The 24,349-nt window shown below is 61.7% G+C and carries 23 protein-coding genes and 2 tRNA genes; 3 read left to right on the forward strand and 22 right to left on the reverse strand.

Annotation, left to right across the window (positions count from 1 at the left end; genetic code table 11):
- Window positions 1–31: 31 nt before the first annotated feature.
- Window positions 32–1,744, reverse strand: coding sequence for an acyl-CoA dehydrogenase (locus tag KTJ77_RS10830; RefSeq protein ID WP_217338561.1), 1,713 nt, complete (start codon window positions 1,742–1,744; stop codon window positions 32–34).
- A 349-nt stretch (window positions 1,745–2,093) separates the two neighbouring features.
- Here KTJ77_RS10830 and KTJ77_RS10835 point away from each other — a divergent pair, with 349 nt between their 5' ends.
- Entirely contained in the window at window positions 2,094–2,864 is a 771-nt protein-coding gene (locus KTJ77_RS10835; RefSeq protein ID WP_217338562.1) for a FadR/GntR family transcriptional regulator, read from the forward strand.
- Between the two features lie 56 nt (window positions 2,865–2,920).
- On the opposite strand, the gene KTJ77_RS10840 is transcribed toward KTJ77_RS10835, so the two are convergent.
- The 10 genes from KTJ77_RS10840 to KTJ77_RS10885 all read right to left on the reverse strand — a co-directional run bounded on the left by KTJ77_RS10840 (window position 2,921) and on the right by KTJ77_RS10885 (window position 12,303).
- A complete protein-coding gene (locus KTJ77_RS10840; protein WP_217338563.1) occupies window positions 2,921–3,748 on the reverse strand; it encodes an SDR family oxidoreductase in 828 nt (275 codons plus the stop codon).
- Between the two features lie 78 nt (window positions 3,749–3,826).
- Window positions 3,827–4,813, reverse strand: coding sequence for an alpha-ketoacid dehydrogenase subunit beta (locus KTJ77_RS10845; protein ID WP_217338564.1), 987 nt, complete (start codon window positions 4,811–4,813; stop codon window positions 3,827–3,829).
- Window positions 4,814–4,815: 2 nt separating this feature from the next.
- Window positions 4,816–5,790 carry a thiamine pyrophosphate-dependent dehydrogenase E1 component subunit alpha gene (locus KTJ77_RS10850; RefSeq protein ID WP_217338565.1) on the reverse strand — a complete coding sequence of 325 codons (975 nt, stop codon included), beginning with the start codon at window positions 5,788–5,790 and terminating at the stop codon, window positions 4,816–4,818.
- Between the two features lie 8 nt (window positions 5,791–5,798).
- Window positions 5,799–6,026: a biotin/lipoyl-containing protein gene (locus KTJ77_RS10855; RefSeq protein ID WP_217338566.1), complete on the reverse strand. Its 228-nt coding sequence runs from the start codon at window positions 6,024–6,026 to the stop codon at window positions 5,799–5,801.
- A 25-nt stretch (window positions 6,027–6,051) separates the two neighbouring features.
- Window positions 6,052–6,960: a DUF296 domain-containing protein gene (locus tag KTJ77_RS10860; RefSeq protein WP_217338567.1), complete on the reverse strand. Its 909-nt coding sequence runs from the start codon at window positions 6,958–6,960 to the stop codon at window positions 6,052–6,054.
- 122 nt (window positions 6,961–7,082) lie between these two features.
- The gene (locus tag KTJ77_RS10865; protein WP_217338568.1) at window positions 7,083–7,850 is read right to left on the reverse strand and encodes an SDR family NAD(P)-dependent oxidoreductase; all 768 of its coding nucleotides are present in this window, start codon (window positions 7,848–7,850) and stop codon (window positions 7,083–7,085) included.
- A 21-nt stretch (window positions 7,851–7,871) separates the two neighbouring features.
- Window positions 7,872–9,353: a TRAP transporter large permease gene (locus KTJ77_RS10870; protein WP_217338569.1), complete on the reverse strand. Its 1,482-nt coding sequence runs from the start codon at window positions 9,351–9,353 to the stop codon at window positions 7,872–7,874.
- Window positions 9,350–9,985, reverse strand: coding sequence for a TRAP transporter small permease (locus KTJ77_RS10875; protein WP_217338570.1), 636 nt, complete (start codon window positions 9,983–9,985; stop codon window positions 9,350–9,352). Before KTJ77_RS10875 ends, KTJ77_RS10870 begins: the two co-directional genes overlap by 4 nt.
- Window positions 9,986–10,041: 56 nt before the next feature.
- Window positions 10,042–11,064: a DctP family TRAP transporter solute-binding subunit gene (locus KTJ77_RS10880; protein WP_217338571.1), complete on the reverse strand. Its 1,023-nt coding sequence runs from the start codon at window positions 11,062–11,064 to the stop codon at window positions 10,042–10,044.
- Window positions 11,065–11,325: 261 nt separating this feature from the next.
- The gene (locus KTJ77_RS10885) at window positions 11,326–12,303 is read right to left on the reverse strand and encodes an AEC family transporter (RefSeq protein WP_217338572.1); all 978 of its coding nucleotides are present in this window, start codon (window positions 12,301–12,303) and stop codon (window positions 11,326–11,328) included.
- Between the two features lie 116 nt (window positions 12,304–12,419).
- Here KTJ77_RS10885 and KTJ77_RS10890 point away from each other — a divergent pair, with 116 nt between their 5' ends.
- Complete coding sequence (locus KTJ77_RS10890) at window positions 12,420–13,160, forward strand: 2-oxo acid dehydrogenase subunit E2 (protein WP_367948908.1); 741 nt, start codon at window positions 12,420–12,422, stop codon at window positions 13,158–13,160.
- Window positions 13,161–13,308: 148 nt separating this feature from the next.
- Here KTJ77_RS10890 and KTJ77_RS10895 read toward each other — a convergent pair whose 3' ends face one another.
- From KTJ77_RS10895 to KTJ77_RS10920, 6 genes are read right to left on the reverse strand one after another with little or no spacing between them, the layout of a single operon-like run.
- Window positions 13,309–14,085, reverse strand: a complete 777-nt coding sequence (locus KTJ77_RS10895) for an SDR family NAD(P)-dependent oxidoreductase (RefSeq protein WP_217338573.1) — start codon at window positions 14,083–14,085, stop codon at window positions 13,309–13,311.
- A gap of 19 nt (window positions 14,086–14,104) precedes the next feature.
- Window positions 14,105–15,673 (reverse strand): ABC transporter substrate-binding protein, encoded by a 1,569-nt coding sequence (locus KTJ77_RS10900; protein WP_217338574.1) that lies wholly within the window; start codon window positions 15,671–15,673, stop codon window positions 14,105–14,107.
- A 24-nt stretch (window positions 15,674–15,697) separates the two neighbouring features.
- Window positions 15,698–16,507 carry an ATP-binding cassette domain-containing protein gene (locus tag KTJ77_RS10905; protein WP_217338575.1) on the reverse strand — a complete coding sequence of 270 codons (810 nt, stop codon included), beginning with the start codon at window positions 16,505–16,507 and terminating at the stop codon, window positions 15,698–15,700.
- The gene (locus KTJ77_RS10910) at window positions 16,507–17,553 is read right to left on the reverse strand and encodes an ABC transporter ATP-binding protein (RefSeq protein WP_217338576.1); all 1,047 of its coding nucleotides are present in this window, start codon (window positions 17,551–17,553) and stop codon (window positions 16,507–16,509) included. Before KTJ77_RS10910 ends, KTJ77_RS10905 begins: the two co-directional genes overlap by 1 nt.
- Window positions 17,550–18,437 carry an ABC transporter permease gene (locus KTJ77_RS10915; RefSeq protein WP_217338577.1) on the reverse strand — a complete coding sequence of 296 codons (888 nt, stop codon included), beginning with the start codon at window positions 18,435–18,437 and terminating at the stop codon, window positions 17,550–17,552. Before KTJ77_RS10915 ends, KTJ77_RS10910 begins: the two co-directional genes overlap by 4 nt.
- On the reverse strand, window positions 18,434–19,375 hold the full coding sequence (locus tag KTJ77_RS10920) for an ABC transporter permease (protein ID WP_217338578.1): 942 nt from the start codon (window positions 19,373–19,375) through the stop codon (window positions 18,434–18,436). Before KTJ77_RS10920 ends, KTJ77_RS10915 begins: the two co-directional genes overlap by 4 nt.
- 207 nt (window positions 19,376–19,582) lie before the next feature.
- On the opposite strand from KTJ77_RS10920, the gene KTJ77_RS10925 reads away from it, so the two are divergent.
- A complete protein-coding gene (locus KTJ77_RS10925) occupies window positions 19,583–20,341 on the forward strand; it encodes an IclR family transcriptional regulator (protein WP_217338579.1) in 759 nt (252 codons plus the stop codon).
- Window positions 20,342–20,399: 58 nt separating this feature from the next.
- Here the strand turns inward: KTJ77_RS10925 and KTJ77_RS10930 are convergent.
- The 5 genes from KTJ77_RS10930 to serS form a co-directional block, all read right to left on the reverse strand.
- Window positions 20,400–20,491: transfer RNA gene (locus tag KTJ77_RS10930), tRNA-Ser, on the reverse strand.
- A gap of 126 nt (window positions 20,492–20,617) precedes the next feature.
- Entirely contained in the window at window positions 20,618–21,934 is a 1,317-nt protein-coding gene (locus KTJ77_RS10935; protein WP_217338580.1) for an LCP family protein, read from the reverse strand.
- 47 nt (window positions 21,935–21,981) lie between these two features.
- Window positions 21,982–22,066 (reverse strand) — tRNA-Ser (locus KTJ77_RS10940).
- Window positions 22,067–22,257: 191 nt separating this feature from the next.
- Window positions 22,258–23,079, reverse strand: a complete 822-nt coding sequence (locus tag KTJ77_RS10945; protein ID WP_217338581.1) for an HAD family hydrolase — start codon at window positions 23,077–23,079, stop codon at window positions 22,258–22,260.
- Window positions 23,076–24,341, reverse strand: a complete 1,266-nt coding sequence (gene serS, locus KTJ77_RS10950; protein WP_217338582.1) for a serine--tRNA ligase — start codon at window positions 24,339–24,341, stop codon at window positions 23,076–23,078. Before serS ends, KTJ77_RS10945 begins: the two co-directional genes overlap by 4 nt.
- Window positions 24,342–24,349: the final 8 nt, after the last annotated feature.

Genomic DNA, 24,349 nt, shown 5'->3' on the forward strand with positions numbered 1-24,349 from the left:
AGCAGATGGTTCCGTTTCTGGATGGAGTTAGTTAGCGGATTTCGCCACCGGCGACGGTCTCGGCGAGAGCGTGCACGCGCGGCAAGTGGTGAGCGCCGTAGAAGTCGGCGATCGTGAGACGCTCCGAGTCGGTCTCACCCGCTGCGAGGACGGCAACGGCGGCGAGCGCGTGCATGTAGCCGCCGGCGAGCGTGCCGAGCAACATGAGGTACGGGACGCTGACGGCGGCGGCATCGCGCGGCGACGAAGCAAAGCCAAGCAACGACTGGGTCGCGGCACGTGCGGCGTCGATCGCCCGTTGCAAGCGGGAAGCCGTGCGGGTGGCAACAGGGTTATCAAACGCTTGCAGGGCTGCGATCGTCGTCGCGATTTCGTCAAGAAGCCGTTCGACAGTCGCGCCCTGATTACGAATCACCTTGCGACCGATGAGGTCGTTGGACTGAATCGCGGTCGTACCCTCGTAGATCGGCATGATGCGCGCGTCGCGGTAGTGCTGGGCTGCCCCGGTCTCCTCGATAAAGCCCATGCCGCCGTGCACCTGAATGCCGTCGCTCGTGACGGTCAGGGCGTCTTCCGTCGCCCAGCCCTTCAGAATCGGAACGAAGAATTCGGCAAGCTCACCGGTTCCGTCTGCCTCAGCGCGGTCGAAAAGGTCGGCGACATACACACCCAGTGCACGCATCGCAAAAATGTCACTGCGCATCGACAGCAGCAGGCGGCGCACGTCAGGGTGCTCGGCGATGGCCGTTCCGGCTGGGCGTTCAAGCACCGACCCCTGCAGACGCTGGTTCGTGTACTGCACGGCACCCTGGTAGGCGCGCTCGGAGATTCCGGTCGCCTGGAATCCCATGCCGACACGGGCCGAGTTCATCATCACGAACATCCCGGCGAGCCCGCCGTGGAGGTCACCGACGAGGTATCCGATCGCGCCGTCGTAGTTGAGGACGGCGGTCGGGCTGGCGTGAATACCGAGCTTGTGTTCGAGCGACACGGTGGTCACGCCGTTGCGGGCGCCGAGCGTGCCGTCGGGGTTCACGAGGAACTTCGGAACCACAAAGAGCGAGAGTCCGCGGGCGCCGTCGGGCGCACCAGGAGTGCGTGCCAGTACGAGGTGAACAATGTTCTCGGCGACCTCGTGGTCTCCCCACGTAATGAAAATCTTGTCACCCTTGAGTGACCAAGAACCATCGGCCTGCGGGGTGGCGATCGTGCGAATCGCACCCAGGTCGGTGCCCGCTTCTGGTTCTGTCAGGTTCATGGTTCCGGTCCACTCCCCCGACACCAGCTTGGTGAGGTAAGTTTCGCGAATCTCATCGGATGCCTTCGCGTCGAGCGCGTGAATCTGACCCTGCGTGAGCAGCCAGCTCAGCGCGAAGGCGGCGTTGGAGGAGTTCCAGATTTCACCGAGCGCTGCACGTACGGCGTCGGGCAACCCGTCGCCACCCGCTGAGGCGGGCGCCTCCGCGGTGATCCATCCGGCGTCGACCATTTCTCGGTAGGCCTCGGCGTAGCCAGCGGGCAACTGCACCGTGCCATCGACAAGCTTTGCGCCCTCGGTGTCTCCGATACGGCTGAGCGGCGCCAACACGTTGGCGGCAAACTCACCGGCGCCTTCCACGATGTCGGTGGCATCGTCTGCGGTCAGCGCTCCGTCGGTCGAGCGCGCAATGAGGTCAACGCCAAATGCGCTCGAGTAGAGAAAACGGTAGTCGTCGACGGGGGCGGTGTACTGCGAATCGCGCACGGCGGTGTCTCCTTCTGTGGGCAGGCCATCCGAGTATACGAACCCTCACACACTGACCCGACTCGTTAGGAGGAGTTCCACAAAGCCAGCATGCGCCTGATTCTCCCCAAAATGTACACCAGGCACCGGGCCGTGACGAGGCTGGCGGAGATGGCACAGCGATAGCCAACCCCGCTCACGCACGTTCTTGGTGCGGAAAGTATTTCGCTTCATCCGCTCCGGGAATTCCTGCACGTATTGGCTGGCCTCATGTGCAATATGCCCGAGCCTTTCTAGGTAGAACCAATAGGATTGACAGGGAGCGCTGGGAATGGAAAGCGTTGCCCAGACTTTTGGAAAGGGGTCTGCGATGAACGACGATGTTGTCGAACACGCCACGGCCGAGCAGAGCGCTCCGGAACCAGTAACCGTCGGAAATTTCGGCGCAAACCTGGTCAATGACCACGCATTGGGTGCGCTCGTCAATCTGCTGCTCACGATGGAACCGGGCCAACAGCTCCCGAGCGAGCGCGACCTGACCCTTCAGCTGGGCCTGAGCCGCAACACGCTCCGCGATCGCATTGCACGGCTGGAGTCGATGGGGGCGTTGCAACGCAAAGAGCGCCTGGGAACCTTTTACACCGGTGTGCAGCCGCGGCAGACCGGCGACGTGCTCGCGTTGAGCATGATGTTTCACCAAATGACCCTGGACTCGCTGATTTCGGTTCGCCACGCGCTCGAGCGACAGGCGGCCGTCGAGGCGGCTCGAATTGCCAGCGAGGAGACGCTGTACGCGCTGGCCGCGAGCGCTGCTGCCATGCACTCAACGGTCGATGGTCGCGAGCTGTTTGAAGCCGACCTAGCGTTTCACCGGGCGCTGTTTGCGGCCTCGGCTTCGCCCGCACTGGAGTTTTTCTCGCAGGCGCTTCAGCCCATCCTGCAGGGAACATTGCAGCATCTTTCGCTCGCACAAGACTTTGAAACCATGCGTGTTGTCCACGACAACATCCTGCTGAGCGTCACAGCGGGCGATACGTGTGCTGCGACCGAAGCCATCGACGCACACTTCGCTTGGCTCGAAGTGTTGCGCGATCGTGAACGCGCCGAGCACCGGCCCGCCGCAGCTGCCCCCGGCGTCTAGGTTCCGCAGCACGCAAAAGGGCGCCCGCCGAAGCGGACGCCCTTTTCACACGGAAACTACTGCGCGTGAGCCGGCGGAGCGGAGCTCTGCACGAGCCCGCCGTCGACGGGCAGGCAGATGCCGTTGATGTATCGCGATTCGTCGGAAGCCAGAAACAGTGCGGCGTTGGCCACGTCAAATGACGTTCCCATTTTTCCGGTCGGCGAAAGCGCATCCCGCGCCGCCACCATTTCTTCGACGGTCTCATATGCGCCACTGATCTGCTTGTAGATCATGGGCGTATTGATGTAACCCGGGGCGATCGTGTTGGCACGAATGCCTTGCGCCGCATACTCCAGGGCAACGTTCTTAGTGAACTGCGTGACCGCGCCCTTCGTTGCGGAATAGCTCGGGTAGTTGTAGCCGATGTAACGCATGCCGCCGACGGAGCCGACGTTGACGATGCTGCCGGAGCCCTGCGCCACCATGTGCGGAAGCACATACTTACAGGTGAGGAAGATGCTCGTCAGGTTGACGTTAAGCATCAGGTTCCACTCTTCGATGGGCTGCTCAACCGGGCCGCCCATGCGCGCAATGCCGACGTTATTGTGCAGCACATCGATGCGGCCAAACCGTGCCAGCGTCGCATCGACAGCGGCTTGCACGTCACCATCGTCGGTGACGTTACCGGCGATGCCCAGCACTGCTGGTTCCATGCCCGCGGCCGTGAGCTCATCGGTAATGCGCTGCACGGCGCCGTCGACGGCCTCCAGGCTCATATCGACGACGACAACATTTGCGCCTTCCCGAGCGTAGGTCAGCGCGGTCGCGAGCCCGTTATTGATCTCACCACCGACGGATCCGCCGCCGAATACGAGGCAGGTCTTGTTGAGGAGCCGATTCACGTTGAAAGCCTTTCGGAGAATGCAGATGGGTATGAGAGAGGGAGGGGCACAAACGAACCCCTCCCTCTTCTGGTCTTGCTACGCGAGCGTCTTCTTGACGGCTGCGATGATGTCGTCCTTGGACGGAATTACAGCGGCTTCCAGGGTCTGCGCGTAGGGGATCGGCGTGCGCGCGCCACCCACACGAACCGGAGCGGCATCCAGCTTGTCCCAGGCGGCTTCCACCGTCTGCGCAACAAACTCAGCACCCCAGCCGTAGTCACGAACAGCTTCGTGACCGACAACCAGGTGGCGGGTCTTGCCGACCGATGCGTACACGGCGTCCATGTCGAACGGATACAGCGTGCGCGGGTCGATGATCTCAACTTCGATACCCTCAGCGGCGAGTTCTTCTGCCGCTGCGAGCGAGTAGTTGAGGATCTGCTGGGTTGCCACGATGGTCGCGTGCTGACCCTCGCGTGCAATCCGCGCCTGACCGAACGGAACCGGCTGGAAGTCAACCGGACCCTTGTCGTAGTACATATTCTTGTGCTCGAGGAAGATGGTCGGGTTGTCCGACTTCGCCGCGGTACGGAGCAAACCGTAGGCGTCGCCGGGGGTACCCGGAACCACGACCTCGAGACCAGGAATGTGCGCGAAGAGGGTTTCCAGCGACTGCGAGTGCTGCGCAGCCTTACCGATTCCCGAACCACCGTTGGTGCGAATCACCAGCGGGGTGTCGAACTGTCCGCCGAACATGTAACGCGCCTTCGCGGCCTGGTTGATGATGCCATCGAAGCCCAGGAACGAGAAGTCGGAGTACATGATCTCGAGGATCGGACGCACACCGCGCGTTGCCGCAGCCGATACTGCGGCGAGGAGAACCTCTTCGCTGATCGGGGTGTCAAGCACACGCTCAGCGCCGAAGGTCTTCTTGAGTCCGCGGGTCACACCGTATGTGCCGCCTCCCGTGCCCCACGTGGTGATGTCTTCACCGAGCGTGAACGACTCCGGGAACTCGGTCATGATGTCGTGCATGGCGGCGTTCAGCGCACGCCAGGTGACCAGATCTTTCGTCTCGGCCATGATTATGCACCCTTCGCGTAGACGTCGGTGAAGGCTTCGGCGGCCTCCGGGAACGGCGAGTTGCGAGCGAACTGCTCAGCCTCTTCCACTTCAGCGAACAGCTCGTTGCGACGAGCTTCCCACTGCTCAGCGGTAATCACACCCTGCTCGATGAGCTGAGCGAGCAGCTTCTCGATGGGGTCGTTTTCCTTGGCCTGCTCGACTTCGTCCTTCGTGCGGTAGATCTCCGTGTCGCCGGCCATGTGGCCGAGGTAGCGGTAGGTCTCCAGCACCAGCAGCGTCGGGCCTTCGCCAGCACGAGCACGCTCAACCGCAGCGGTGGCGAGTTCGAAAACTTCCTGCAGGTTCATGCCATCGCCGTTAAACGAGGGCACGCCGTAGGCTTCACCACGCTTGCTGAGGTCAGGCTGAGCAACCATTTCTTCCACAGCCGACGACTGCGCGTAGTGGTTGTTCTCCAGCACGAAGATGACCGGGAGCTTCCAGATCGCTGCGAGGTTGAATGCCTCAGCAAGAACGCCCTGGTTGGACGCACCGTCACCGAAGTACGAAACGGCAACAGCCTTATCGCCCTTGATCTTCGATGCCAGCGCTGCGCCCGTCGCGATACCAATTCCGGCGCCAACGATGCCGTTGGTTCCGAGCACACCGATCTCCTTGACACCAATGTGCATGGAGCCGCCCTTGCCGCCGCAGTATCCGTCTGCGCGGCCGAGAATCTCAGCCATGGTGCGACCGAAGTCAGCGCCCTTGGCGAGCGTGTGCGCGTGGCCACGGTGGGTGGACGCAATGGCGTCTTCGTCGGTCAGCGCGAGCGATACGCCGACGGCGATCGCTTCCATACCGAGCGACGGGTGGGTTGATCCGCGGATCAACCCTTCATCAGAAAGGAGGGGCATGCGGCGCTCGAACTCGCGAATCTTCGCCATGAGTTCGAGGCCAGCCAGGCCCTGCTCTGCAGCCGTGTATTGAGCCATGGTCGGTCCTAGTCGATCGTGGCGATCGTCTCGTCGAGTTCGACGAGGTCGCCAGCTTCCTTCTTGAGGGTGATGACGCCTGCCGCGGGAGCCTCAAGCTCGCTCACGATCTTCGACGTCTCGAACGAAGCAATCGGCTGACCTTCGGTCACCGTTGCGCCGTCTTCGACAAGCCATTCCACGAGGTCGGCTTCTTCTTCGTCGCCCAGCAGGTCCTTGGTGAGGTTTACGTCCATGTCGGTTCTCCTTTGTGAGGTGTTGTTAGGCCGCGTGACGGTCGACGTCGACGGCAGGGGTGTCAATGCGTTGGATGGTGAGTTCGAAGGTGGCCGCGATGAGGTTCTCGCCCGGAACCACGACGCCGGCGTGCAGAACGCCGTGGCGGTCAACGAGTGTCGCGGTGAGGTTGGCGGTGAGGACGCCATCTACCGTGCGCACATCGCCGACGAGGGCGATGACCTCGGTGGCGGGCCCATCGATGACGCGGGTCTCGCCGCTCGCGCGGTCAACAAACGTGGCGCCAACGAAGCTACCGAGGCCAGCACGTACCGATGCCGTCTCGTATCCCGCGTCGCGGCAGACGCGCAGTACCGCGTCGGTGATGTCGATGTTCGGCAACACGCGAGCGATCACCGTGCCGTCCGCTGCCGATTGCAGATCCTGCATGGCGCTCCTTCGTTCGACCGGCGTGAACACCGGCATGTGGGTCTCGGGGTCGGTCGCGCTTTGCCATTGCGCACCATAGACAGCGGTGACAACGGCGAACGGCGCGTCGCGCCCTGGCTCGGTTTCGAGCCACACGTGGCCGCCTTCATAAGCGCCGTCCGTTGCCTGCCAGAAGCAGTGGCTGTGCATATACGGAGCGTTGTCACGCAGGCCGAGGGTGACGGAACCATAAATGAGGTGCGCGACGTCGTGGCCACGAGTTTCAGAGAAGCTCAGCGCCTTTTCGGCGGTCGCAACGTCCGGAACACAGTAGCTCAGCGGCGCGTAGTCGCCGCCACTGAGTTCGGCGAAACCGCTATCGGCGCCCATGCTGGCGAGCGTTTCGTGGAGCTGGTCGACGAGCGGACGGCTCGACGACAGTGCGCAGACAGCACGGCGAGTTTTCACCTGGTGCGCAATAATGCGGGGCTCAGTCTTGGGACCGGGATGCACGAGTGGTTGCATGTTTATTCTCCTTTCAGCTTGTGACTTGAGGATTGTTTTCAGGGTCAACAGTCAGCCCCTCTGTGTGGGGCTTTCGGTGCGCTCCCGGATGGGGAGCGCACCGGAGGTCGTAGACCCGGCGATCAACCGATCGCCGTGCCTCCACAAACCTTGAGCGTCTCGCCCGTGATGTAGGTCGCGCCGGCCGAGGCGAGGAACGCCACGGCTGCCGCAATGTCTTCTGGTTGACCGATGCGCTTGATCGGCTGCGCATCGACCGGGTAAGGAACGCCCTTCGTCATCGGCGTCTCGACGGGCCCGGGGGCTACCGAGTTGCACGTGATGCCGAGGGGGCCGACTTCCTTGGCCACCCACTTGGTGAACGCGATGACGCCACCCTTGGATGCCGCGTAGGCGGGGCCGGTGCGAGCAGCACCATCCCCACCGGAGTTAGCGCCGCCAATAATGCCCGAAATGGAGCTGACGTTGATGATGGCTCCAGCGCCAGCGTTTCGCATGTGCGGATACACCGCGTGCTGCGTCATCAGGAACGTTCCCTTGAGGTTGGTCTCGAGGTCGCGATCCCAAATCTCGTCGGTCATGTCCTCGAGGCTGAGCCGGCCAGCCGTTCCCGCGTTGTTCACGAGAACGTCCAGCGAACCCCAGTCCGCTACGAGAGTGTCGAGGCATGCCTTCACTGCTGAACGGTCGCGAATATCAACGACCTCGCTGCGCACCCGCGTAGCGCCACCCGTTGCCTCGTTGATGCGAGCGATGGTGTCAGCACCATCAATGACGTCAACGATCAGGATGTCAGCGCCGCGGCTTGCCAGTTCAATCGCGATCGCTGCACCGATGCCGCCTCCGGCACCGGTAACAACGGCAACCTTGCCTGCAAAATCTTGTGACATGAGTGTGTCTCCTTCAGAGGATTACAGGCCGAGCAAGTCGGGCAGGAAGTTGCTGATCTCGGGAACGAACGTGACCAGCATGAGAACGCCCAGTCCGCAGAGCACGAACGGCACGATGCCCTTGACCGCTTCCGCAAACGAAATCTTGGCGATTCCGGCTGCCACGAACAGGTCGATTCCGACCGGCGGCGTAATCAGACCGATAGCCAGGTTCATCGTCATCATCACACCGATGGTGGTCAGATCCATGCCGAGCTCAAGCAGCACCGGAACGAACAGCGGAATGAACAGGTAGAAGGCCGAAATGGCATCCAGGAACATACCCGCGATCAGCAGGGCCACGTTGATAATCAGGATCAAAATGACCGCGCTGTCGGTGATGCTGAGCATCCAATCGGCAACGTGCTTGGCAATCTGGTTGCGCGTGATCACATAGGCGAACAGCGTTGCAGACGCAATAATCAGCATGATGCGGCCGGAGAGAATACCCGCAGACGTGAAGATCTTGAAGACCTCAGAGAACTTCAGGTCTCGAGTCACGAACAGTCCGACAACCAGGGCGTAAACCGAGGCAACAGCTGCCGACTCGGTCGGGGTGAAGACACCACCGTAAATACCACCGAGGATAATCACCGGAACCAGCAGGCCGGGCACGGCTGCCAAGAACGCCTTGAAGATAACGCGTCCGGGCGCACGCTTGGTGCGAAAGCCCAGGCCACCGCCGCCATCAGCGTTGACCGGGGTGACCTCATCAATCGTGATGAGTCCGGTGTTATCTGCCGTGCTGGCAACACCACCGAGCGCAGTAATCGTCTGCTTCTTCTCGCGCTTGTTCTTACCCATCACCTTGCTGAGGTGCGCCGAGGCGTTGCCGTTGGCAACGGCCATCTCACGCGGCAAGAAGCGGGCAATGACGTAGAGCACGAGCACCAGAATGAGACCGGGAACAACACCCGCCATGAACAGGCGTCCGATGGTGACGCGGTCAACGCCGGGGCCGGCGTAGTCAGCGGCGACCACCGCGAACACAATGTAGGCGATTGACGGCGGCAGGATGATGCCAAGCTCGCCCGACGTTGCAACGAGCGACGCTGCGTGGCGCTTGCTGTAGCCGTGCTTCACCAGGGCGGGAATCAGGATGCCACCGATCGCGGCGACGGTCGCAGGACCGGAACCAGAGATCGACGAGAACAGCAGCGCTGTCAGGATCGCCGTGATGGCGATACCGCTCTTGAGGTGGCCGAAGCATGCGTCGGCAAACTCAATGAGTCGGCGGGAGATTCCCGTGAGCTCCATGATGACACCAGCCAAAATGAAGAACGGGATGGCGAGCAGTGTCTCCGAAGACATGCCCGCGTACAGAATGCTCGATGCGGGCGACAGCGCCTTGACGCCGCCCGTGAAGGTGATGGTCGCGAATGCCGACAGACCCATCGACATGGCCACCGGAATACCGATGAACAGGCACACCAGGAAGGTGCCGAACAGGACGAGTTCGATCATTTCTGTCCGCCCTCCTTCGTGTCTGCGACGTTGTCGGTGTCAACCACGTCCGCAGCGGACTCTGCGGCAGCGTTAACTTCGGCCAGATCGGCGTCGAGCTTGGCCTGTTCTTCGACCTGAATGCGCTCGGCCATCTGGATTGCTTCGGCTTCTTCGCTGGAGAATGCCTCGCCGCCGCGCAGCTCGATGACGGCAACCTGAACGGTGCGAATAACACCGAGGAGGGCGCCGAACGGCAAGCCCATGGAGAAGATCCACTGCGGAATCTGGAGTGCCGGAGTCAGTCGTCCAGACTCCAGCTGCTTAAGCGCGGTCTCAACACCCAGCCACAGGAAGATAGCGAAGAAGACCAGCATGCCAACGCACACGATGACAACAAGAACCTTGCGCAGCACGCCACGGCTGGAGTCTCGGAGAAGGGTGAAGGCGGGGTGGGTACCGAGACGAGTTGCGGCGGCAGCGCCGACCATCGTCAACAGCACAGCGAGGTTAACCAAAAGCTCGCTGGTGAAAGAGAACGAGGCGTGGAAAACATACCGTGCCACCACGTTGGCAAAAGCCAGCAACGTGATGAACAAGAAGGTAATGGCGATGAGCGCGTTTTCCACCCTGCGAAGGATGACGTCAAGCATTATTGGTTGCTCCGGTCTTTAAGTGGGCGGCGTTTGCACGCCGCCCACTTAAATCCTTACTTGGGCTGAACAGCCTCGGCGACCTCAGGGGTCCACTTGCTTTCGTAAGCGTCGTAGACCGGCTGGAGAGCCTCGCGGAATGTTGCGAGCTGGTCGGAGTTGAGGGTCGTAACCTTCATCTCCTTCTCCATCTCAGCCAGCTGCTCTGCTTCCTTATCGCGGCTCAGCTTGATCTGGTACTCGTTGGCTTCAGCAGCTGCCTCTTCGACGATCTTCTTGTCTTCGTCGCTCAGGCCCTCGAAGATGTCCTTGTTCATGCCCAGGATCAGCGGGTCATAGACGTAGTTCCATACCGTCAGGTATTCCTGAACTTCCATCAGACCGTTCGAGTAGATGACGTCGAACGGGTTCTCCTGGCCGTCGATGGTTCCGTTCTGCAGCGAGGTGAAGACCTCGGAGAAGTTCATCGTGACGGGGTCAGCGCCGAGTTCCTTGTAGATGTTCAGGAACAGTTCGGAACCAGCAACGCGGAGCTTGAGGCCCTTGATGTCGGCGGGCGCGAGAATCTCGTGCTTGCTGTTGGTGACCTGGCGGAAGCCAGACTCACCAAAGCCGAGCATCTTGATGCCCATGTCATCGGTCAGCTGCTCGTATGCGGCTGCTCCACCGTCAGCGATCGCGGCGTCTGCCTCAGCGTAGTCCTCGTAGAGGAAGGGTGCGGTGATCGCGGAGAAACGCGGGTCAATGCCCGAGTAGATGATCGGGGAGTTGTAGGAGAACGCCTTGTCGCCGTTGGCAAGCATCTCAACACCAGCGGCCGGGTCGCCACCGGAGAGCTGCTCGTTAGCGAACACGCTGAGCTTCATGCGGCCATCGGACTTCTCGTCCAGCAGTTCGCCGAACTTCTCAGCACCGGCGTACCAGGTCGACGTCTCGGAGACCGTGATGGTCATGTCCCAGTCGTACGTTGCGCCATCGGCGGCACCGCCACCGGTGTCGCCGCCGCCTGCTTGTCCGCTGCAGCCAGCAAACAGAAGTGCGGAAGCCGCGAGGCCAGCTACGAGAGTGGTTTTCTTCACTGTCATCTCCTCCTTGAGATTTGGTGACCGGTGGGATGTGTATTTCCGCCCGGATCAGGCACGTGTAAGCGCGGGGATTTCCGCAAGAAGCCCGGGGCCGCTGTGTGCCTAGCGATGGGCTCGACATTTATTATTACCCGCCTGGTAGAACCAGGCAACCCCCTGGTTCGACCAGAAGTTTGTTGCACCGAGCACAAAAAAGCATCAACTGCGTGATTACGCGGTTTTTTGGCTCAGCTGGCGTTACAAAGTCGTGATTCGTCAGCCCAGCAAACTGATGATCAGCGGTATCGTCGCCACCGCGAGCACACTCGTCACGAGCGTGCTCGCCCCCACCAAGCGACTGTCGCCGTCGTATTCAAAGACGACGATGTTGGCTGTCGATGAGATCGGCATGGCCGCCATAATCACGGCGGCAGCCCCCCACTCCGGCGCAAGGCTATCGCCGAGCATGAGCACCGCCACCAGTGTGGCCAGGGGCAGAACACCCAGCTTCGCGATCGTGGCCAGTGCAACCCCAATCGGCGGCACGCTGCGGCTACGAATGCCCTCCCACGCCGGCTTGATCGTGAGCCCCACCGCAAACATCGCGGTGGGAACGGCGGCCTGCCCCAGCATCTCGATACTGCCGGACAGGACGGCAGGAAGACGCACCTCGGTGAGGCCAACGATCACCCCGGCAACCACACTGATCACCACGGGGTTAAACACGATCGACTTCTTCGCCACGTTCCACAGCATCCGCGCGATGCTTCCGCCCTTGCGTCCGCGAGATTGCGCTCCGAAGGTCTTCAAGAGTGGGTATCCCACCATGAACAGCACGTTATGCAGCAATTGGCCAAGAGCCGCGCCAAGAGCCGCCTCCGGCCCCAGCACACTCAGCACGATCGGCACCCCGAGGTAGCCGACGTTGCCATACGTCGAGGCGATCGCGAAGGCGCCCGGCTGCACGTTCTCTGCTGGCGTCTTGCGGAGGCGGTAGACAAGACCCGCGCCGGCGTACGCAAGCGCGAAGACCAGCGCGGTCACGCCGAGCGAAATCATGATGAAGGAGAGCGGCACCCCGTCGTTGAGAGGCGCATTGGCGACGGCAACAAAAATAAAAGCCGGAAGCGAAAAGTAGAAAACAAACGCGTTCAGACCCGGTTGCGCACTCCGAAACCGCTCGGAGAACCCGGCTGCCATCCCCACACCCAGGAGCAGGAACATCGGCGCGATGATCCCTAAGACGTGCAACATGTTGTTTCCTCCCGCGTCATTGCGGCCCACACGCGGTTCCGAGCTCGCGTTGACGTTCTGAAGTGCCCGTGTCAGGATACTTCTGGTTCTACCAGCCTAGTCAATGAGGATTGTCCGTGAACAACACAGCTCCCACTCCCGCTTCTCACGTCGCCGGCACGACCGAAAAGGTCTCCCGCGTTCGTGCCACTATTGCCAAGCGAATGATGGAGTCGCTTCATGGTTCCGCCCAGCTGACGGCGACCGTCGAGGTTGACCTCAGCGCGATCTCCGCGATTCGCGCCCAGGAAAAAGACGCGTTCCGGGCACGCGAGGGTGCAAGCCTCAGCTACCTCCCGTTTATCGTGCGCGCCGCGATCGAAGCGCTGCAGGAGTTTCCGAAGGTCAACGCGACCGTCAATTTTGACGAAGGCATCATTACCTACGCTGAAGCCGAAAACATCGGCATTGCCGTCGATACGCCCCGCGGGCTGATGGTTCCGGTCATCCACAACGCCGGCGACATGAGCGTGGGAACAATCGCCAAGCAGATCGGTGAGATTGGCGGCAAAGCACGCGAAGGAAAGATCAGCCTGGCCGATCTCTCCGGCGGCACCTTCACGGTGACAAACTACGGCTCGGTCGGAACACTGTTCGACACCCCAATTATCAACATGCCGCAGGTCGCCATTCTCGGCACCGGCGCTCTCGTTCGTCGGCCCATCGTTGTCACCGAAAATGGCGCAGAGACGCTCGCGATTCGCGACATGATGTATTTGTCGCTGAGTTACGACCACCGCCTGGTCGACGGTGCCGATGCTGCGCGCTTCCTCGGCCACATCAAGGCTCGCCTTGAGGCGGGCGCGTTCGAGATTTAATCCCGCTGGGAACATGAGAAGCACCGTTGCGGTTAGGGGTCCCCTCCACCTCGCAACGGTGCTTCTCGGCTTTTTCTCGCGGCTATTGTGCACGCCGCACTGTGGTGCCGCAAAATACGACGGCCACCACACGCATCCCGCGACGGCGCTACACGCGGTATCCGCCGTCCACGCTGATGATCTGACCGGTCACACCCGATCCGCGGTCAGACATCAAGAAGGTCACCATTTCGGCCACTTCGTTGGGCTCGAGAATGCGCTTCTGCAGATTCTGGTCGGCCGCCTGCTTGTAGGCCTGCTCAGCCGTCACTCCCCAGGCTTTGCCGAGGAGATTCCAGTCGTTCAACTCGGTATTCGTCCAGCCAGGGCACACGCAGTTCACGCGCACGCCCTCCGGGCCCCAGTGCCGCGCCAACGACTTCGTCAACCCGACGAGACCGTGCTTTGCCGCGGTGTACCCCACACGCGCACCCGAGTGATTCGAGTCGCCGGAACCAACGTTGATGATGGTTCCGACGGTTCCGGCATCAATCATCGCCTTCGCTGCGTGTTGAGCACCCAACAGTGCCGAGGTCAGGTTGAGCTGAATGTGCGCGTTGAACAATTCGGCCGTGAGATCAAGCGGGTGCCTGTCGTCGCCGCGGTGCCCACCGACGGCATTCACCCATCCGTCGATGCGTCCGAAGTGCTGCAACGCTGCCTGAGCTGGCAGCGCAGACGATTCGACATCCGTGGCATCGGCGACGACACCGACGACGGTGCCGCCTGCTTCTCGGATGGCCTGCTCGACGCGGTCAAGTTCCGTCTTCGTGCGGGAGCTGATGACAACGTTTGCTCCCTGCGCTGCGGCTGCCTCAGCGACAGCGCGGCCGATTCCTCGGCCCGCACCGGCGACGACAACAGTCTTTGATTTCAACTCGCCCATATCGGACTCGCTTTCTTATTTAGTCGAGGGTGACGTATCGGAGGTCCTGCAGACCCTGCGATGCCCATGGGAGGTTATTGACGTTTCCGACGTCGGCCGTGTGCACAATGCCTGCAGTGATGTTGCACACCGGAACAAACCACGCCTCGTCCAGCGCGGTCTCCCACACCTCCTGATACACCGCGGCACGCTCGTCAGAGGTCATCGTCGGGTTCAAACCATCGCCAGCAATCTCGTAGATGCGCTCCTTCTCGGCGGGCGTACGTGCCAACTGGAACCCTCCCGTGAGGTAAAGATCGACGGTTGCGGCCGGGTCTGGCTGCGGAGCGAAACTTGCCGTGACGAGTGACTCGAAGTCTCCCGCCATGTAGCGCGTGTTGCTTTCTGTCACCGGAACCGGGTTCAGCTGCGCGTCGATTCCCACTTCAGAAAGCGCCATCTGCAGCACGTTCGCGGGTGCCTCGGTGTTGGAACCCACCGGGAAGGTCAGCGAAAGGCTCACGCCGCCCAGTTCATCGACCATTTTTTTCGCCTTCTCCGGGTTGTACTCGTACGGGTACTCCCAGTCCTGAATGGCTGACCAGTTCGCATCCGGATAGATCTGGCGGTGCGCCTCACACGTGCCGGAGAACAGGTCGTTGATCATCTGGGGATCAATCGCGTAGGCAACGGCCTGTCGAGCTTCAAGCTGCTGCATGTCACCCATGGCCGAATTCAGCATGAGTCCCATGACGCTGCGGTACTTCACCGTTTCGAGGCCGATCTCACCCTTGTCTGCGAGGGCCATTGCTTCCAGCACCTCGTTTGCGGAGCTCACGGCAGCGAAGTTGGAGCTGCCGGTGCGCACCTGGTTCAAGCGTGTCGAGGCGTTCGCTGCGAACTCAACCTGGATGCCGTCGAGGTTGCCAGCGGCCGGATCCCAGTATGCGGGGGCCGCTTCGTAGGTCATCTTCTCGCTGGGCGTGAAGGCGCTGACCACGTAGGGGCCGGAACCAACGGGTCCGGTTGCTGAGGCCAGATCGATCGACGAATCGGCAATTGCCGTGGGGCTAATCATCATTCCCGCCGACGTCGTCAGAGCCGCAGGAACTTCCGCACCCTTACCCTCTTCGAGAAGCATGCGCACGGTGTAGTCATCGACAACCTCGACCGCGCTCACGCTCGTGAGGTACTGCGCAACGGTGCTACCTTCAACGGTCTTGGCACGTTCAATGTTGACCTTGACTGCTTCTGCGTTGAAGGGTGTGCCGTCGTGGAAGGTGACATCGGTGCGCAGTGAGAACTCCAGGTAGCTCCCGTCTGCCGCATATTCCCACGACTCAGCCAGCATCGGCTGAAGTTCGTCCTTCGCATCGACCATCACCAGACGGTCGAAAATCAGGGTGGTGAACATCGAGTCGCCGATCGCGGACTGGCGGTGCGGGTCGAGAATGTTGAACGGTGCGGGGGTTGCGAGGTGCAGGACACCTGCGCTCGCGCTGCTCGAGCTCGTGGGCTTTCCGGCTTCATCGCCGGCTCCTGAGCTGCAGGCCACGAGGCCGAGCGCCAGTGAGATCACGGCAGCGTGAACCACAATTCGTTTCAGCATGTGTTTCCTTTCGTTGACTGTTGGTTAGGCTCGGCGCTGGCGCGCACGCGGTCGCGGTCGCGGCACTGCGTCGAGCAAATCGCGGGTATAGCTTTCGGTCGGGTTTTCGAAGATCTCGCTGGTTGCGCCCTGTTCGACGACCGTGCCGTTGCGCATGACCATCACGCGGTCAGCGATCGTCTGGACGACAGACAGGTCATGGCTGATGAACAGATAGGCAAGCCCAAACTCGTCCTTCAAATCGAGCAGCAGGTTGATGACCTGAGCGCGCACCGAGACATCAAGAGCGGTGACGGGCTCATCGCACACGATGAGCTTGGGTCGCACTGCGAGAGCGCGAGCGATAGACACACGTTGCAGTTGCCCTCCCGACAGCTCGGCCGGATACCGCTTGGCGTAGTTCTGCGCGAGACCCACCGCATCGAGCAGGCGGGCAACCGCGCGCTCGGGCGACTCGTCCGTGTCCATATGGTGCGCTCGGAGTGGCTCATATACGCTCTGCGCGATGGTCATGCGCGGGTCGACGGAGCTGTACGGGTCTTGGAAGATCATCTGCATGTTGCGACGCTCGGCGCGCAGCGTCTTGGGGCGCATGCTCATGAGATTGCGCCCATCCAGCTCGATGGTTCCGGCATCAGCGTCGATAAGACGCAACGCGAGTCGACCCAAGGTCGATTTTCCGGCGCCGGACTCCCCTACGATGCCGAGGCACGTGCCTGCTTCCAACTGCAGACTGATGTCGTTGACGACGGTCACGTATTCGCGACCAAAACCGAGCTTTTTCTTCGGAAGCGGGTATCGCTTTGTCACTCCCTGCATGTTGAGCAGCACCATCAGCTGGCCACCCCTTCCAGGATCAGTTCGTCAGCTCGTGCGCACCGCACGCTCCGGTCGGCACCCGCCGTCACCAGAAGTGGTTGCCACCCGTCACACGCACCGGATTTCGCAAACTCGCAGCGCGGCTGGAATCGGCAGCCAGCTGGCGCCTGCCCCACCTGGGGGACGGAACCAGGGATCGTGCGCAGGCGCAGTCCTCGGTCAGTCTCGATGGTTCCGGCAACCGAGCCAAGCAGAGCGCTCGTGTAGGGGTGACGGGGAGCCTCGAAAATATCGGCCACGCTGCCCTCTTCGGCAACCTGCCCTGCATACATGACGACGACGCGATCGCAGTTTTCTGCGACGACGCCCAGGTCGTGCGAAACGAGGAGCATCGAGACGCCCGTTTCTGCCTGGAGCTCGGTGATGAGCTCCAGGATCTGCGCTTGGACGGTCACGTCGAGAGCGGTTGTCGGCTCATCCGCAATCAGCAATCGCGGGTTTGCCACCATCGCCATCGCAATCATGGCGCGCTGGCACATGCCACCGCTGAACGAGAACGGGTAGTCGTTGGCGCGCTCGGCGGCGCGCGGAATCTTGACGAGATCGAGCATCTCGACGGCACGCTGTTTGGCCTGCTTCTTATTGAGCCCGAGGTGCATGCGCGCCGACTCGGCGATCTGATCGCCGATCGTGAAGGCCGGGTTCAAGCTTCGAATGGGCTGCTGGAAGATCATTCCCATCTGGCGGCCCCGGAGTTTTCGCCAGTCGTCTGCAGGGAGTGTCGTGAGGTCACGGCCATCGAAGTGGATGCTTCCGCCAACGATGCGGGCTCCGGTTGACTGGCTCAGTCCCATGATCGATGTGGCAACCAGCGTCTTGCCCGAGCCGGATTCACCGACCAGGCTGACCGTCTCCCCGCGACCGATTGAGAACGTGACGTCGTCAACGGCGGTGAGCCATGTCCCTGCGCCCGCCGGTACGTCGATTCGCAGATTTTCGACCGAAAGCAACGGTGTCTCTACCGTCAGCAACGGCGATGCCTTTTCCTGTTGCTCAATCATGACCGTCCTCCCACTGATGCGCGATCTTTCAACGTTGCGCGGCGCAGGCCGTCGCCGAGATAGGTGAATGCGAGGACACTCAGGAAGATCATGATCCCGGGTGGCCACACCAGGTGCGGGGCAACGAGCACGTTCGACGCAGCGCTACTGAGCATTGATCCCCAGCTCGCTTCCGGGGCGCGCACGCCGAGGCCGAGAAAGCTCAGGCTGGCTTCTGCCGCCACCGCGCTGCCGAGGGAGACAGCAGTCACCAGGATGATCGGCGGCATGACGTTGGGCAGGATGTTTCTCGCCAGGATCCGCACGGGGGCGGTGCCGACCGAGATTGCCGCTTCAATGTAGGTCTCACCGCGGATATCTGCCGTGGTTGCCCGTGCCACACGGAATACGCGCGGGGCCATCACAATACCGACAGCGAACATGGCCTTGACAATTCCCGGGCCAAGTACCGCGACAATGCTCAGCGCAAGCACGAGGCCGGGGGTGCTCATCAGGGCGTCCATCGCCCTGCTCACAATCGCGTTGAACCAGCCGCCGACGTAACCCGAGATGACGCCAAGCGGCAGGCCAATCACGAGGGCGACGCCCACGGCAATCGCCGCCGCGCTGAGCGAGGCTCGCGCACCGAAAATGAGGCGGCTCAAGACATCGCGACCGTAGTCGTCGGTGCCAAGCCAATTGGTCGCGCTCGGTGACGCGAGCCGGTTGGCGAGAGCCTGCTGGTTGGGGTCAAACGGGGCAATCGACGGTGCTGCGATGGCGACGATGATCAACACACCAAGGAAGATCGCGGAAAGCACTGGGAGCGATACCGGCAGCCGCGGCTTTGTCCGCGATGTGGCGGCGATAACGCTCGTTTTCGGAGCGGTTGGAATGGTAGTCATGCCCGAACCTTTGGGTTGAAGTAGCCATAGGAAAGATCGACGATGAGGTTGATAACGACGACGACCGCGGTCGAGAACAGCACAAAGGCCAAGAGCACGGGCACGTCACGGCTCTGCACGCTGTCGACGGCAAGCCGGCCGAGGCCCGGCATGTTGTAGATGATCTCGATCGTCACCGTTCCCGCGAGCACCTCCGAGATGCGGTATCCGAATACCGTGACCACCGGGATCGCCGCGTTCTTCAGCGCGTGCTTAAAGATGATCTTGGGTTCCGTGAGGCCCTTCGCTCGGGCGTTGGCAACGTAGTCGGTGGAGAGCTCTTGACCGAGTGATGAGCGGAGGTGCAGCGTGATTTCCGCGGCAGGCAACAGGCTCAGCGCGATAGCTGGCAACGTGAGGTGCACGATCCACTGCCAGGGGTCTTCGGCGAAGGGCACAAAGCCACTCGTGGGAAGCAGCGGGATCTGCACGGCGAACACCGCAACGAGGATGAGCCCAACCCAAAACGGCGGCAGCGCGATCGCAATTGATGTTGCCGCGTTGATGGCACGGTCGACAACTCCGCCGCGACGCAGCGTTGCGATGACGGCGAGGCTGAAGCCGATCACAGCGGCGAGCACCGCAGTGACAGCAACGAGCGAAACCGTGGTTCCGATTCGGCGTCCGATGAGCTCGGCGACGGACTGTGACGCCACCGACGAGACCCCGAGGTCACCCATCAGCGCGGCCTTCAGCCACAGGAAGTACCGCACGAAAACCGGGTTATCGAGGCCGAGCGCGACGCGCACCTCTTCGATACGCTCCGGCGTCGCGTTCTCGCCGGCCAGGATCGCGGCTGGATCGCCCGGAACCATGTCTACGAGCAAAAAGATGAGCAGGGGCACCACGATGATGAGCGGGATGCCAGCCAGCACACGTCGAACGACGTAATTAGTCACGATTCACACCCCCAAAAATGCCGCCAGGGCAGCAGGTGCCCAGCACGTGGCTCAATGAGTCATTCACGACGTTTACCCTCCGTTGGGAACAGCTACCGATCCGCTCCTCGACGGTGAGGGCGGGAGAGTCCGGTACAGATCCCCCAAGCTAGTCACCAGAAAAAACGAGCGTTTGCTATGTTTCGAAAAACGGAACATGCTGGGGCTATGACCACGACCCCAACGACGTCAAAGTCGACACCAGGTGGGCGCATCCTCGAGGTGCTCGAAACGTTCACATACGGCTCGCCGAAACAGACCCTCGATCAGGCGCAAATCGCCTCGGGCCTGCCCCGTAGCACGACCTATCGCGCCCTGAAGATCCTGATGGCTCACGGCTGGCTTACCCATTCCAAGGGCGGGTACTCGCTCGGAGAAAAAGCCACCACATTCGTGCAGGGGTTCAACCATGAAATGTTGCGCTCGGCAGCATCGAGCGCGCTGAACGAGCTCCAGCTCGCGAGCGGCGCCGTCGCACACCTGTCGGTGTTGGAAGGCCCCTTCGTCTGCCACATCGACAAGATCGGGGGCCGCGCGTGGAAAGAGATTCCATCGCGCATCGGCACGCGGCTTCCTGCGGTGTCGACTGCGGCCGGTCAAGCTATCCTCGTCTCGTTGTCGCCTGAGGCCGCGAGAGACGTCCTGCAAATGCACACCGATGAGGGTCTCCCGCCGTACGACGAGGTCGCATTGCACGCCGAGTTCCTCACGTCCAAGCGATACGGTGGCGTGCTGGTACGAGATGGAAAGCGCCACCGCTCGGGCATCAGCACAGCGGCAGCTTCGATTCTGCTCAACGACGCTCCCGTCGCGGCGATCTCGCTGGCATGGAAGGGCGATCGCACATCTCTCGCGCGGGCAGCCCAGCTCGTGCGAGTGACAACCGACACCGTCTCCACTGAACTCGTCGAGCTCATGTCGTTCTAACACTCCGCCGACATCCCGGAACAACGCAAAAACCCCGCAGAAGCGGGGCTTTTGTATCTGGCGGAGACGGAGGGATTTGAACCCTCGGTCCCCTTGCGAGGACTCCACCTTAGCAGGGTGGTGCACTAGGCCTGACTATGCGACGTCTCCGTGGCTTCACCGGTGAGGGGAAGGCACTCAGCAATACTAACGGGTTCCGGAGCATGATTCGAACCAAAGCGGCCGAATGCTCGAATCCCCGCCGAAATTGTGCGAGAAATCCGCACGGTTCGGCGGCTATTCGTTGCTGACGGTGCCGTCAGAACACAGGTTCTGCGAGGCGTTGGTACCTGTGATCGACTGCGGGAGCGCGCCAGGAACTTCTGCACCGGGCTCTACAGGTGCCGGAGTCTCTTCGACGATTTCGGTCGGCATGGGCTGACCGGTTTCGTCGTCGAGTCCGTCGCCATCACCGTCGTACATGTTCGCCGCCTGCTGTGCGACGACCTCCTGCTCAGTGAGCGCGCCACCGGTTCCGCCCGTCACAGTGAGGCTCTGGCCCGAAGCCAGCGCCGCCCACAGCGCGTCAGCGTCGTCGTAGATCGGAACCACGCGGTTTGGGTCGGCAGGATCGGTTGCGACCGGGTACTGAATAAACACGAAGTCTTGGAACGGCACGTCTTTCACGGCCATCGCGATCTGCATGAGCTTGTACGGGTCGGTCATGCTCGTTGACGGGTCGATCGCTTCGACGGCGACCTTTGCGAGCCTGAGCACCGTTCCCGGGTTCGACAGCACCTGCTCGCTCATCAGTTTCTTGACGAGGTTTGACATGTACTGCTGCTGGTTGGAGATGCGTCCGAGGTCGGAACCATCGCCCACGCCGTGACGGGTGCGCAAGAATTGGAGGGCCTCCATGCCCGAAACGGTGCGGGGGCCGGCTTTCCAGTCGATGCCGGTGTGACGGTCGTACATGTCGGCGCCAATACAGACATCAACGCCACCAATGGCGTTCGTCATTTCGATCACGCCGCCCCAGTTGATGGACGCAGCAAACTGAATCGGCTGGCCGGTGAGCTCACGCACGGTGGCCACGGTGCAGGCGAGTCCGCCCATGTTGAACGCACCGTTGATCTGAGCCTTGGACTGCTCCCAGGTGGCGTTTCCATTCGCGTCTGTGCACTCCGGAATCGGAACCATCAGGTCGCGTGGAAAGGAGATGACGGTGACCTTGCGTGGCGCTGCGGAGATATTCAGCAACATCAGCACGTCACTGCGAACGCCGTCTCCGGCATCGCTGCAACGCTCGGCGAAGAGCTCGGCGTACTCGGGTTCACACACGTCGGTGCCGGCGACCAGAATCTGCACGGGCCCGTCGTACGCGGCGATGTCCGGCGGCGGAGCTTCTCCCCCGATGTCGACGGCGTCTGCGTTGAGCGATGACGTCAGGTCTGTCGCAATGAACGCGGCAACACCAACGCCAGCTACGAGCACTGTGGCGACGGCGATACTGAGGAAACGAACAATCGCTCCCCACGCACTCGGGGACTTTTGCAAGCCATGACGAGCAAGGGTGCGGCGGCGGTCGCTATCAGACCGTGTCGTTTCGCTCACTCGATTGTGCTCCTACGCTGTTCAAAACACTTACCGCGCAGTATGTGCGGAAGGTGTGGGATTCGAACCCACGAGACATTGCTGCCCACTGGTTTTCAAGACCAGCTCCATCGGCCACTCGGACAACCTTCCCGAACGAGCGCACTCGTTCGCGTGAATGAGTCTAGCCGACTCTCCATTGTGCAAAATACGTCTGAGCGAGTGCTGATGAAAATATGGCCGCACGCTGAATGCAGAATCGGCCTCCAGCGCTCGATTTTGCAGCGCGTACGGCTCTCATCAGCGGCCATCGGGCCGGTGGCCTGTTGTAACGCGATGGACGGTTAGAGCGCGGGGTTCAGCCCACGCAGCACTTCGGTGACGCCACCGTCGTGCACGCGGCGCGTGATGTAGCTCGCCGCTTCCTTCACTTCTTCCGGGGCCTGACCCATCGCCACCGCGGTTCCGCCATTTTCCTGCGCCCATGCGAACATGCCGAGGTCGTTTCGGCCATCGCCAATCACCACGGTGTTGGCGCGGTCATGACCGAGCCACGCGCACACGAGGTCCAGTCCGGAGCCCTTGTCGACGCCCTGCGGCGCGATGTCAAGCCACGCGGTCCAGCCGACGGCGTACGAGACCTGGTTCAGACCGATCGATGAGACCAGCTCGGCAAAGTCTTTTTCATCGTGCTCGGGCGAGACCACCACGATGCGCGAAACGGGCTCGGCCTTGAGCTCTTCAAACGTCACCTGATGCGCGAGGTTGAGGCTCCAGTCGTGCATTTCGTCGGTGTACAGGCGCGTGCCGTCACCGTGCTCAACCATGTAGTGCGCGTCTGGCAAGTGCTGCTCGAGCAGATCCAGCGCGGGCGATGGGTCGAAAACCTCGGTGTGGAAGCGTTCGTACTCGCCATCAGTGCCGCGCTTGTAGATCGCCGCACCGTTTGCGCACACGGCATACTCGGGCTGAATACCGAGCATCGCCATGATGCGTCCGGTCGCCGCCCAGCTGCGCCCGGTGGCAAGCATGACTTCGTGGCCACCCTGAACAGCCTCAGCAACGGCATCGATTACACCGGGGCTGGGCGATTCGTCTTCAAGAACCACCGTGCCATCAACGTCGAGCGCGATCAGCAATCGCTGACCGGTGGCGTTATCCGTCACGAAAGCGGCTCAAACTTTTCGAGGCCGCCCAGGTAGGGACGCAGGACTTCCGGAACCACGACAGAGCCGTCAGCCTGCTGGTGCGTCTCCAGAAGTGCCACGATCCAGCGGGTCGTTGCGAGGGTTCCGTTGAGCGTTGCGACCGGCGTGGTCTTGGCGCCGTCCGGACGGTAGCGAATGTCGAGACGGCGCGACTGGTACGTCGTGCAGTTCGAGGTCGACGTGAGCTCACGGAAGGCGTCTTGCGTCGGAACCCAGGCCTCAATGTCGTACTTGCGGGCGGCGGAGGAGCCCAGGTCGCCGGCGGCCACGTCAATCACGCGATATGCGAGACCGAGCGACTGCAGCATTTCTTCCTGCCAGCTCACCAACCGCAAGTGCTCGGCTTCGGCCTCTTCCGGGGTCGTGTAGACGAACATCTCCAGCTTGTTGAACTGGTGCACGCGGATGATGCCACGAGTGTCTTTACCGTGCGATCCGGCCTCACGGCGGTAGCAGGTTGACCATCCGGCGTAACGCAGCGGACCGTTCGACAGGTCAAGGATTTCGTCCTTGTGGTAGCCAGCAAGCGCAACCTCACTGGTTCCGACGAGGTACAGGTCGTCGTCATCCAGGTGGTAGATCTCGTCGGCATGCTCGCCGAGGAATCCGGTGCCCTGCATGATGTCGGGGCGCACAAGGGTCGGGGTGATGAGCGGCACGAAACCGTACTTGAGTGCAGTGTTGAGCGCGTGCGTCATCAGCGCGATCTCGAGACGCGCACCGACACCCTTGAGGAAGTAGAAGCGTGCGCCAGAAACCTTCGCGCCACGCTCCATGTCAATCGCGCCGAGCATTTCACCGAGCTCAAGGTGGTCGCGGGCAGCAAAATCAAAGGTCGGAACCTCGCCGACGTGGCGGAGCACAACGAAGTCTTTCTCGCCACCGGCAGGAACACCGTCGATGACGACGTTTTCGATGCGGCGGAACGCCTTATCTGCGGCTTCTTCGGCAGCGCCAGCCTCGGCCTGCGCCTGCTTCACGCCCTCGGCGAGACCCTTCGCTTGGGCGACCAGCTCGGCCTTCTCCTCCTTGGGAGCGGTGGCAACCTTTTTGCCGAACGCGTTCTGCTCGGCACGAAGCTCTTCGTATCGACTGATCGCCGCGCGACGGGCCTTGTCTGCCTCGATGGCTTCGTCGACCGTGTCGGCCGAGTGGCCGCGGGCGACCTGCGAGCGGCGAATGACATCAGGGTTATCACGAAGGAGCGCGGGATCAATCACACATGAAG

This window comes from Microbacterium sp. NC79 (assembly GCF_019061125.1).
Classification (GTDB): domain Bacteria; phylum Actinomycetota; class Actinomycetes; order Actinomycetales; family Microbacteriaceae; genus Microbacterium.